Raw genomic sequence first — 12395 nt, 5'->3', positions numbered from 1 at the left:
AAACACAATAGCGTCCATTGAGTTCTTTTATTCAATTCAATTACCTCGTCGTATATAAATAAAAAACGGAGACCCCTGATGGAGTCTCCGTTCAACCCAATCAGCAAGGTTTACACGAGACCATTTGCATCCATACGATGCAAGAAGGCGGCCATATCCTGCCTAACAACATCCGACATTCCGCGGAAGGTTCGAGAACCGTTGGCCTCAGCCCAACCCTCTGATACGCCATTCTCCGAAAGCCAAAGGACTTCCTCATAGTGAGGAGTGGACTCGTTAACGTCGGAAAACGGGTTCGAACTCGAAGAGACACCGCCCTTGTTCAAATAATCCGAAAGACGCTTAAGGAAAGCCGCCATGTCCTGACGCTTAACGCTATCCATGCCCCTAAATTCATAACCAGAGGACACCTTCCATCCGGTAGAGATCCCGGTCTGCGCTAACCAGCAAATCTCCTTATAGTGGGGCGTGGAAGAAGTCACATCGATAAATGGTGAAGTTGCAGGTGCAACAAATTCGGGAGATCCGGCTAGACGATAGAGAAAAGCCGCCATATCCTGACGCTTAACGCTATCCATTCCGCGGAAAGTACGCGAACCGTTCTGTTCAAGCCACCCTTCAGATATTCCACTGTTAGCAAGCCAATGAATATCCTCTGAATGAGGAGTTGAACTATCAACATCAGCAAACTTGATATTTCCCTCAGAACCCTGTTCGGTCTTTTCTGAAGTATCGAAGAACCACCAAAGCCCATCTTTCTTTACAAGCACGAGATTTTCATTTTCAAAATCAAGGTCTTCGTAAGCATCATATTCAAACGGAACAATGACGGTACCATCGGTCTTGATTAGACCCCATTTACCATTATTATCCTTAGCCCACCAAGCGGCGCAAGAAGAATGGTATAAGGCGCCTGGAGAAATATAATGCCTTGATGGATCAACGGTCTGCAAGCAAATGGAAACGGCATGGTTTCCAATCATAAAGCGATCGAGCCCATTAGACGATAACAAGTAAACTGGTGAAGAGGGGGACATTTCGCCAGCAACCAACTTGCCGCCACACAATTGCATACCAGCATAAGAATCAAGTGTACCGACAGTCTTTTTATGGGTTAAATCGATAAATGTCGTTGGCTTCGCGCTGCTTGATTTACTTAGTTTATTAATCGAAATGAAACCATCATGGTAAGTAGGATAAACTCCATATGTAATCACATCTTCACAATCGTTCTTACTGCAACGATCTTCATACAGAATGTCGCCATCTGAATTCAGCAATCTGACAACCCAATCTCCAGACTGAGCATCATTTGAAGTAATGGCAATCGCGGGGACGGAGTCGTAGCCACTAGGAGATGAACAATCGTATGCATTGCCAAAATAAGCATATGAATTAGCACTAAAAACAGGAACAAGTTGATCTTTTATCACTCTACCGTCCACGTCAAACAACGTACTCTTGGACGTCTTAGTATCAAAGAAAACATAGCGTTGCGACCCGTCAAAAGAGTCAAAGCCCTCTGTGTTCGAATAAAGTGAATCAAAATTATTGCTGAATAAAGATTCGACCCATTCTGCACGATCACCATTGCAGGAGTAAACCTCCAGCTTCGATCCTGATTGATCATTTTTTGAAACAAAAACGAACTCACCAACGATTTTGAAAGAGCCGCAATCATATAGATGTTTTACAGCTCCCTTGTATTCAATTTCTACACACTGCTCGTGACCGCCAGAAGAATATCCCTGAGGGATATAATTAACGGAAAATGCGATTCCATTTCGGTCGAAACCAGTTTGATAATAATTGTTCGATGCGGGAGATGAACCAGCTACAAACTCACCCAAAACTCCGTCATTAATCTCAAAATGGCCTTGTTTCCAAGTCACTTTTTCAGGACCCTCTTTGTCAACGGAGTAATAAACGTCAAGACAAGAGTTGTCTGAATTAAAAAGAAAATAACATTGATTACATAAAGTGGGTATTACCGAAGAACTCAGCTTGGTACCAGAATCAGTGTTATATAAGCTAATTATAGTAGATTGATTTTGAACCGTCGCTTTAGCAAATAACATTGCATCCTGTGAAAATTCACCATTCACATCACTAGCTTCAGCAGAGGCAACAATCTTCTTTTTATTAATGTCATAATATCCACAGTTCTGGGATTTTTGCTCGTCGTTTCCATAAGACAACGGAACGAGGCCTTTGTCGAAGTGATAGCCGGCACCGTAGACGCTATTTGAAATATAAGTATCAACACCAGATACAGTATCCAAGAGAAGATTTCCAAGTGAGTCGACCAAATCGATATGATCGCCCTTACGCATGATAGCAGCGCCGTTCGACACACCATAGACATCGTCATACACAAGACCCTTTGAATTGGTAATGCCCTTGGCGGTATATGCTTCAGATGCTGCGGGTGCCAAGAAAAGTGCGATGAGGCCAACGAGAAGGCCATATACGCCCATTCTCAAACGAATTTTCATAGGAACTCCTTTTCACTTTCCCCCACCAATAAAACAAATCTAGAGTAACAAATATATTAGGAATATGAACTCCCGATTAGGCAATTTTCGGCAAGCGTGTCAAGCAACCGAAATAAGCTACAGCAAACCGCGCAAATTATAGAAGCTCGCGAAGGCTCATTCGATGCATAAATGCAGCCATATCTTGCCTCTTCACGGAATCCATGCCACGAAATGTGCGAGTTCCGTCAGCCTCAATCCATCCCTGAGTAATTTCATATTGAGATAACCACAGCACTTCATGACGATGCGGGGTGTCAGCCACAACATCAATGAATGGGTTTACGCCCTCTCCGTAATACGGATGCCCGAGATAGACGGACAAGCGCTTCAAAAACGCAGCCATATCCTGTCTTTTTACTGAATCCATTCCGCGAAAAGTTCTTGAGCCATCCGCCTCCGTCCACCCGCTAGAAATGCCCGAACTTGCCAACCAAGTGATTTCCTTATAATGCGGGGTTGACTTGTCTACGTCCGAGAAAATGCAACTTGCATTATTTGAAGTTGCCGAAAAAACAGGGCTACCGGCAAGACGATACAAAAAAGCAGCCATATCTTGACGTTTCACACTATCCATGCCTCGAAACGAATAAGTCCCATTTCCTTCGTCCCAACCAGTCGAAATACCTGTTTGATAGAGCCATAAAATATCTTCAGCATGTGGAGTAGAAGGATTTACATCTGAAAAATGATAAGACGGGGTTGACGGGACATCAGGATTTTCAGAAGCATCGTGCACGCAATTCGAGCAAGGCGTTCTACCTTCGCTCCGTGCTTCGCCAAGAGACATTGATATGGGGTTTTTCATACCAGAACAGTCGATTACATAATGATATTTCGTACCAGTTCTTGAACAATATACCGTTCGGTTTAAATCAACAGCAAACGCTGTTTTTGGCGCCAGTGCTAAGGACGTTGCTATAGCAATGGTAATAATTAGCACGAAAATTGACGGTAATAATAAAACCCGACAATACTCTCGTTCTGCATTGAAATCAATTTCATACATAGGGAACCTCCTTAAACAAATAATTTAACAATCTAAAATTCGTTTATAGAAATCAGAAACACTACTTCGAATTCGATCTCTATATCTATCGCGACTGTCAAGATCTTCAAAACCAAAACCGGGAACCTCGGGGATGCTCTCGAGAGAAATTTGATTCCATCGGGAGCCCATCCTTAAAACAGCGTTTTGCTTAATTGGGTAGTATTCTTTGTCAACATTAATAAACGCACCCGAACAGCCAAAAGAAGAAGCAACGAGATGCGGATGATACCGAGATGAAATCCACTTCTGATCACACCGCACCGGCAGACCTTCCGAAAGCAACTCAAGGGTAGGGTAAAAACGAAGGCTGTATCCTCGATCAATCAAATAGTCATATATGTATCTGTCTATAATGGGATTACACTCGACTACTCCGACAAGGTCGATACCAGGTTTAACCCCCCATGCTTTAAGCGTACGATCAACCGCATCAAATACCAAACTCGAATCACAACAAAATTCATGCTGGACACAAACCATATATTCTGGCAACAATTCAATTGCGTCGGTTTGAATGCAATCATCCAAGCCGTTGACAAAGCAGTCATCTACATCCAAGTGTAGATTCCTGACCCCATTAAGGGCTTCATAAGTATCCGCATCACGAACCCCAACATAATCGAAGCGTTCAAAAACAGCATTAATATATGCTAGATCGTCTTTCGAAAGTGGCATCAGCCCCAAACCTGTCGCAATAGCTGGAATTCCATGATCTGTAGCCCAGCGGCCAAGTTCCAAACGCGCCAAGTTAGGCTTCCAGGTCCCATTTAAATACCCTCCACCCAAGAAATGAACGCCGGCAAGAGCGTCCTCAAGCAATTTGACCCCACTGGCGTAGTGTGGATTTCCTCCTTGCCAGTCCAGCGCTTGCCTAACAGCAGACGATATCTCGGAAACTGATTCGAGAGTATGATCGCCTTTAACAAATTCATTTTCAAAAGTAAGACGCGCGATAGTGTCGACACAGACTAAATTCTTATGTATACCGTACAAAATAGCTGCAGCGGACCCTGGCCTATTACAGTCAAGAATGACCGGAAGATCAGGATCGATACTCGAAATATACCGAAGCCATTCTCGGGCAATAAGTTCATCTCCGTAATTCGGCCATCCAGGCTCGCAAATTAAATATAAAGCCTTGCGTCGGGGTTGAGGATGGCGACTGTGGTCAAAAGAAATAAGTTTTTGGCCAATCGAACCTAATATACCCATCGAACCTCCGCTTCTATTTTAATAGATGTACAGTATTTTAAATCAGATTACGGATCAGAAACGTCAATGATCCTTATACAAAAATAAGGCTGAGCAATGCCCAGCCTTACCAAATTTCGAACTACCTAACACTTCAGCAAATGGGTACTAAACCAGCGAGGCGCTGCTCATCCTGTGAAGAAAAGCAGCCATATCCTGCCTAACAACATCCGACATTCCGCGGAAGGTTCGAGAACCGTTGGCCTCAGCCCAGCCCTCTGATACGCCATTTTCCGAAAGCCAAAGGACTTCCTCATAGTGAGGAGTGGATTCGTTAACGTCGGAAAACGGGTTCGAGCTCGAAGCGACACCGCCCTTGTTCAAATAATCCGAAAGACGCTTAAGGAAAGCCGCCATGTCCTGACGCTTAACGCTATCCATGCCCCTAAATTCATAACCAGAGGATACCTTCCATCCAGTAGAGATTCCGGTCTGCGCTAACCAGCAAATCTCCTTATAGTGGGGGGTATTCTCATTGACATCAACAAAGGGCGATTGAGAAGGAGCCTCAAAAGAAGGCGAACCCGCCAATCGATATAAGAAAGCAGCCATATCTTGACGATAAACCGGGGTCATGCCCTGAAAACTACCATCATTATAACCGCGCGTTATGCCCTGTCTGGCAAGCCATTTAATGTCTTCCGAGTGAGGGGTGGTTGAATCCACATCAGTGAACACATCTCTCTGCCAAACACCCTGCTCGTTAAAATAATACATTCCGCTCGGCATGTAGTCTAAACCAACGTTGATGTCATAAGGCACATAATGCCAGCCATCAACGAAAGCCGCGCCACCCTCTGGTGCACAAACGCCGTTATTTAAGCCGGGCCCGAAATACCGCCACTCTGCATCAAGCGGCGCATGCTCGTTTGACACATAGTTATATGAATGCCCACTCTGTGAATGCCCACTCTGCCAAATCCATGTATCAATTACTTTCCAGCCAGGAAGATAATTTCCCTTACCGAGCCACTCCGACGGCGCAAACCAATAATACTTACCATCGATCTTTTTGAGACCAACTTCATAATCGAAATGATCATTATGCTTAACGGAATAAAGACGATTCATTGGAAAATAGAAATTACCATCAGGAAACTGGTCCGGACTAACCTGTTCTCCATGTGAAAAAGCCCAACCCTCATATGAAAGTGGAGATAAAGGTTTTCCGCTATCTGGACAATATCGACCGTTAAACGGATCGTAGACGTCTTGATCTGAACACGCAGCAACAGAATCAGATTCAGGCGTGATGCCCGTATCAACAAAAGAGACCCCAACGCCACCGACACTCCCTGAAGCGGTCATAGCGAAAGACAGAGTCGGGCCAGCAAATACCAAAAGAAGACCAGTGGGAACAACAAGATTTTTAATCAATGATTGCCTGAATAACATACGCACCCTTTCTCAAGCAATTTACTTTATGATTATTATATGTTATTAACTTGTATTTTTTGTTGCGCAACAGGTACCGTCATGATTATTTCGCAAATTGATTTAACTGTCCTCGGCCCCGTCCTCTTCTAGCCCTACACTTCTCCCTTCAGCTCGCCCATCTCCTCCAGCTTGGACATGTCCAGGTGCCTCCTCTACCCCCACTCGTGCTCCACTATGTGCTTCAACCTTGCCGTCACCAGCATAAGGGCCGAGTTACCGTCCTGGAAGGTCCCGACAACTCTCGTCCTCCTCCTGATCTCGCGGGGGGGCACCGGCACCCCTAGAGGAACCCGGAGACGTCCTCGATCCTCCTGGTAGAGACGCCCGCGAGGTACATCTCGACGATGGCCTCCTCGTTGAGCAGCGCGTCGAGCGTCTCCTCGACGGTCTTCTCCACCAGATCCTTAAGTCCTTGCGAAGCGACTCCTCGTCGACTGATACGATGTTCGCAGACGCGGTCCGTGCCAGCGCAGAGTGTGAAGGCACATATTGCCCCTTACACCTCGCATCTATTCACGTAACACGCACCAGAGGAGCGATGGATAATAGCTCTGAGCACGCTCGGGCTTCACTTAATCTCATCCGATGTTCCCCGCTAGACTCCAGTTTCGGCTTTACGACAGTACTCAGCCGAAGCTGGATGTCATCTACTCCATCCGCGTTAGCGCGGCTGCCATGGAGGGCGCGACGAGGAAAATGCACAGGCTGATGCCCGGTGAGTACCCCAGCGCGGCGCAGTGAGGCAACCAATTTAATGCAAAAGGCCGGGCAAGCGACCCGGCCTACTCTTCTCTGGTGCTCCATGGCGGATTCGAACCGTCGACCTTGGGATTAGAAGTCCCCTGCTCTATCCAACTGAGCTAATGGAGCCTGAATGTATACTAACAAAAGTACTATATGGCGATAAATATAAAAAGCGAATCAACCATGAAAAATAGTACGAATCAAACGGAGTTATTATCCCGTTACGCCACCGAACGAAATTGAATCATGAAAAATCCTCAGCAAATGAGCAGCTTCTTCGCGCGACAAACGAGCAGAATTCACTCCATAATCAATAAGCTCACCGAAACCAAAATGCCGTTGCAATAAACTCAGCCATTCTATGGCATCAGAGCTCGACATGAGCTCATCGCCATAAAAGGAATCCCGTTTAGCATCGAACTCAGGCAAATAGCCTTCATTCTTAAGCCAATAAATCGCAAATGATCCAGGCGAAGAAATGTCAACGTCCAAGAAGGGATTTACAAACTGATTTTTATCCCCGTCTCTTACATTGGGATCCAGTTCTTTGACAAGTCTAAAGACAAAAGTAGCAAAATCCTGCCGTTTAATCTTTTCCTTTCCCCTAAATTCTCGATGAGTATTATCTATAGCCCATCCCCTTGTAATTCTCTTTTCTACCATCCAATTAATATCCTGAGCGTATTTCGAATTCCGATCAACATCAATAAAATCAAAGCTGAATTGATCATGATAAGCGGAACATACAGTACGAACAGGGCCATCCATACGCAACTCGCCTTTTTCAATCCATATCGCACGCTGACAAATGCGTTCAACTTGCTCCATAGAGTGAGACACGAATAGAACCGTCACGTCACCACTCTCAATGAAATGCTGAATTCGACGCTCGCACTTCTCTTGAAAAAAGACATCTCCGACCGAGAGTGTTTCATCGACAATCAAAATGTCAGGTTCAGTTATAGTGGCAATCGCAAACGCGATGCGTGCAATCATGCCCGACGAGAAATTCTTCAGAGGCATGTCGACGAAATTATCGAGTTCAGCAAAATCAATAATTCCATCAAAGTGTGCATCGATAAACTCCTTGGTGTACCCAAGCAGCGCACCGTTCAGATATATGTTCTCACGAGCAGTAAGCTCAGGATCAAAGCCAGCACCAAGCTCAATCAGAGGCGCGATATTACCGTGGACCTTAACCTCGCCCTCACTGGGCTCCAAAACGCCAGCGATAATCTTGAGCATCGTAGACTTGCCGGAACCGTTGGTACCAACAAGGCCAACGACCTCACCGCGATGCACATCAAACGAAATGTGCTTAAGCGCACGAAACTCCTCAAAGAACAGCTCATGCTTTGCGAGCTTAATAAAGTACTCCTTGAGGTTTGTAAGCGACTCAGACGCCATATTAAAAATCATGGTAACGTCTTTAACCTCAACAGCAAGGGGCTGCTTGCTGTAATCAATAGCAGATTCAGTCATAAACAGCACTCCTTAGATGTAGAGAATAAACTTGTGCTCAGTCTTATGAAACACGGTGCAGCCAATAGCAAGAGCAAGAACAGCCCAAACAACACACAGCCCAAAGGTAAACGCAGAAGGCACGGTATTAAACAGGAAGATATCACGCATAAACTGGAGGTAGTTGTACATGGGGTTCACAACCACAAGGACCTGGATCCAATGTGCCATTTGGCTGATAAAGTCTGTCGTCCAGAAAATCGGCGTCAAATACATCCAAGCAGTAATAACAACGCTCCACAGATGCATAACGTCACGGAAGAAGACTGCCAATGCTGACAGCATCATTCCCAAACCCATACAGAAGCACATGAGCAACAGCAGGCAAACCGGCAGAAGAATTAAATGCCAAGTAGGAGCCACTCGGAAAAAGAGCATAACAAGGGCGACGGCAACCAAAGAGAAGGAAAAGTTGACGAGCGAGAACAACACCTTCTGCACCGGGAACACCCAACGATGCACTTTGACCTTCTTCAGCAACGAGGACGCCCAAATGATAGACATCAGCGCCTGGTTCGTCGATTCGGACATGACGGAGAACGTTACGTTACCGACAATCAGGTAAAGCGGATACAACTCGGGGGTAACAGAGCCATTACGGCCTTGCGCGAAGATTGTCGAAAACACGATCGACATAACAATCATCATCAGCAGCGGGTTAAGCACGGACCATGCCACACCCAGAACACTGCGACGATATTTAATCTTAAAATCTTTGGTGACAAGCTGCTTAAGAATGAACTTGTCCTTTTCAAAATCATTTTTAGCGTGAGAGGCCGGTTTAGCCACCGCTTTCTGACTCTCTACGTTGTCAGCCACGGACCATCTCCTTGTCTCGTAAAACATAACAGTGGAAAGTATAGCCCTACCACGTAGACGATAACTCACCGCAACAAATCTGGAGAACTAACCCATATCTAATCAAAGGGGCAGGCGATAGGTATACTTTCGACCAGATGAGTCATTAAAGGAGGTCCTACATGGACTATTCGAGTACCGCCGTCATAATCCCCTGTTACAACGAAGCGTTGACGATTGGCAAAGTTGTCGACGATTTCCATCGAGAGCTGCCCGGCGCAACTGTCTATGTTTATGACAACAACTCGTCCGATGACACTTCACAAGTCGCCAAGCAGCACGGGGCTACGGTGCGCCACGAGCCTAGGCAGGGCAAAGGCAACGTGTGCCGCCAAATGTTCCGTGATGTCGACGCCGAATGCTATCTTATGGTTGATGGAGACGACACTTACCCCGCCGAGGCGGCAAAGGCGCTTTGCGAGCCCATCCTTAACGGCGAAGCCGATATGACCGTTGGCGATCGCCTGTCAAACGGCACCTATGCCGAAGAGAACAAGAGGGCCTTCCACGGCTTTGGCAACAATCTTGTTCGCGCCATGATCAAGTGGATTTACGGCTACAGCTTCGACGATGTGATGACCGGCTACCGAGCCATGAGCAAACCCTTCGTCAAGACCTTCCCCGTTTTGAGCGAGGGCTTCCAGATTGAGACCGAGCTCTCCATCCACGCTGTCGATCACCGCTGGCGCATTAAAGACGTGCCGGTGGAGTATCGCGATAGGCCCGCAGGCTCCGAGTCCAAACTCAACACTGTAAGTGATGGCATTAAAGTTATCGCAATGATCGGAACGCTCTTTAAAGACTACCGTCCGCTCAAGTTCTTTACACTTATAGCGCTCATCTTCGCCATCATAGGCCTTGCCCTCGGAATTCCAATTGTTATGGAGTACTTCCAAACCGGCTTAGTCCCACGTTTCCCCACGGCCATACTTGCGGCCTCATTCATGTTCCTGTGTGGGTTGAGCCTAGCAACGGGGCTAATCCTCGACTCAGTAGCAAAAGTCGAAAGAAAACAATGGGAGTTACAAGCCTATAAAACCTATTCAAAATAAGAAGAGGTCCGGACTTAATCCGGACCTCTTCTTATTTCAGACCTAAATACTGTTCCCAGAACTCTCGCGAAGTCATGTACGGCATGGCATCTTTCCATGCCCCCCTGGCGCTCTTGCCCTCTTTACGATATCGCGCCATCAGCTCGTGCTCTCGGCGGCGAATACTCTTGAACCGCGCTCGATCCATCGTGCGGACCGACCCCTTCTCGCGGGTCGGATCAAGAAATACCAGCGTCTTGCAACGCGTTGAATTGCCTTCAAGCGTACAGCTGCCATTCTTAACTGCATAGCCGGGCTTTCCGCGCAACAGCGCATCGGGAAGATAGTGCTTGTCGTAAGGAATAGATCTCCAATACTTCATAAATTTCGAAGGATGGAATTCCAGATTAACATTAGCGAGCACTTGCTCCGTAACCCCAGCCTTGCGAAGAAGCTCTGGATCCATTTCGGAAACAGGAATCAGCTTTTCGTTTAACCTACCCTTACAGATCATCGTCGCGGCGCCATCAAGCTTCTGGAGATACTCAGGGCCGCGCAGATAGTCCTCAAAGCCATCAAGGATAAACTCAGCAGCCTGATAATCCATATCGCGCAAGTTCTGACGTACCCCTCGCTGAATACGAAGGACAAACATCTTCTCATCAGCACAATCATCGAGTGAAATCATGGCAAAGAAGTTGCGGAAGTACTGGTAGCAGTCAACCGAAGCGCGGAAACGTCCCTCAAAGCTTGCATGCCACACGCAAATGCAATTCATGGTCATGTAGACAGGCTTATTGCGCATGCCAAACTCAACGTCGTCGCAGCGGATAAAGAAAGGCATGGGAAGGCCGTTCTTTTCGATAGCCTTCACCGGAATGCAGCTATACCACCAAGCCCCATAGGCCTGATCAACTTCAACGTTCGTGCGTTCATTTTCGAGGATGTCGGACAGCTTGCCAACATTCAAGTCCTCTTTTACGCGACGATAGGCACCAGTGGTCGCCACATACGAGACATCCTCGAACTGACGAGTAGGGTCCTCCATTGAGAGCATGGCGCCGTTAATAAAGGCATCCTTATACTTGCCTTTAGCAAGAGAGAGGAGATTGAACGTGCGGATCAAACTCTCGGGCATAATAGAGACATCGTCATCCATCAAAATGATGTGAGTGTACTGATCAGGAGTTTCAGTAGCCGCCATCATTCCACGTGCGAATCCTCCCGAACCGCCCGTGTTGGGGTTCGGGAGCACGGTGACCAGATCATCGGAAAGCGATGCAGAATCGAGCGTCTGCCCATTGTCGACGACAAACATGTGGAAGTGGTCGCGAATCGGACCGTCCTCTTTAGAGATGCCCTCTTTAACAAGATCGATGTTGGGAATGATATATCTCTCATTTTTAAACGTTGTCGTAGACAAAGCGAGGTCAACACGATTTACCTCGTCCCCATCCACAGTTGCGGTATAACAGCCCTTAACCAAAGTCGCGGTAGTCGATTCCTCGGAGGATATAGAGAACCCAATAAGGTCAAAATTCTCCAGACAGACACTAATGGCCAACGAGCCCAATCCAGTCTCAAGAGAAAAAGGAACCTGTTTAATTTGCACTGGATCGAGTGACCCATGTTCTACGCCATAAATGTGCACAAGCCCCGATCCATCAAGAACCAAATTCAGACAGACCTCATCGAGCTGCGCGTATTGACTCCATTTCAAAGCGGAAAATCCGTTGACATACGTCATAAAGTCAACGGTTCCGTTAATCTGCAAGCGATTCCCGGGAAGGGAACGCACAATACTGCCACGTTCAATCCGATAATAGAGCTCCGAGTGGGAAATCGCATGGTCATCAACGCAGCACACTATGTTGGCTAACTTATAATTAAGTTTCAAAATAAACTCCCATACTTACCTTCGAGAAGATACAAGCAATAACATTATCGCCTAAATTGACTGTAAGTCGC

Annotated in this window: 7 protein-coding genes, 1 tRNA gene and 1 pseudogene; 1 reads left to right on the top strand and 8 read right to left on the bottom strand. The window is 46.5% G+C overall.

Going from position 1 to position 12395, the window contains the following annotated elements; genetic code table 11:
* Nucleotides 1–110: 110 nt before the first annotated feature.
* From ABCN01_RS02330 to ABCN01_RS02300, 7 genes and pseudogenes are all read right to left on the bottom strand, one after another.
* Nucleotides 111–2495: a WG repeat-containing protein gene (locus ABCN01_RS02330; RefSeq protein ID WP_342996370.1), complete on the bottom strand. Its 2385-nt coding sequence runs from the start codon at nucleotides 2493–2495 to the stop codon at nucleotides 111–113.
* A gap of 136 nt (nucleotides 2496–2631) precedes the next feature.
* Nucleotides 2632–3543, bottom strand: coding sequence for an S-layer homology domain-containing protein (locus ABCN01_RS02325; RefSeq protein ID WP_342996372.1), 912 nt, complete (start codon nucleotides 3541–3543; stop codon nucleotides 2632–2634).
* Nucleotides 3544–3567: 24 nt separating this feature from the next.
* Nucleotides 3568–4797: a polysaccharide pyruvyl transferase family protein gene (locus tag ABCN01_RS02320; protein ID WP_342996373.1), complete on the bottom strand. Its 1230-nt coding sequence runs from the start codon at nucleotides 4795–4797 to the stop codon at nucleotides 3568–3570.
* Nucleotides 4798–4944: 147 nt separating this feature from the next.
* Nucleotides 4945–6231: an S-layer homology domain-containing protein gene (locus tag ABCN01_RS02315; RefSeq protein WP_342996374.1), complete on the bottom strand. Its 1287-nt coding sequence runs from the start codon at nucleotides 6229–6231 to the stop codon at nucleotides 4945–4947.
* An 835-nt stretch (nucleotides 6232–7066) separates the two neighbouring features.
* Nucleotides 7067–7143, bottom strand: a tRNA-Arg gene (locus tag ABCN01_RS02310).
* A 591-nt stretch (nucleotides 7144–7734) separates the two neighbouring features.
* Nucleotides 7735–8499, bottom strand: a pseudogene (locus ABCN01_RS02305) (ABC transporter ATP-binding protein); the annotation flags it as partial.
* A 12-nt stretch (nucleotides 8500–8511) separates the two neighbouring features.
* On the bottom strand, nucleotides 8512–9357 hold the full coding sequence (locus ABCN01_RS02300; protein ID WP_342996375.1) for an ABC transporter permease: 846 nt from the start codon (nucleotides 9355–9357) through the stop codon (nucleotides 8512–8514).
* A 161-nt stretch (nucleotides 9358–9518) separates the two neighbouring features.
* Here ABCN01_RS02300 and ABCN01_RS02295 point away from each other — a divergent pair, with 161 nt between their 5' ends.
* Nucleotides 9519–10448: a glycosyltransferase family 2 protein gene (locus ABCN01_RS02295; RefSeq protein ID WP_342996376.1), complete on the top strand. Its 930-nt coding sequence runs from the start codon at nucleotides 9519–9521 to the stop codon at nucleotides 10446–10448.
* 31 nt (nucleotides 10449–10479) lie between these two features.
* Here the strand turns inward: ABCN01_RS02295 and ABCN01_RS02290 are convergent, their stop codons facing one another.
* Nucleotides 10480–12324, bottom strand: coding sequence for a glycosyltransferase (locus tag ABCN01_RS02290; protein WP_342996377.1), 1845 nt, complete (start codon nucleotides 12322–12324; stop codon nucleotides 10480–10482).
* Nucleotides 12325–12395: the final 71 nt, after the last annotated feature.

The organism is Collinsella aerofaciens, assembly GCF_039062365.1.
In the GTDB taxonomy this organism is placed as follows: domain Bacteria; phylum Actinomycetota; class Coriobacteriia; order Coriobacteriales; family Coriobacteriaceae; genus Collinsella.
This window is presented reverse-complemented; position numbering and strand designations above follow the sequence as displayed.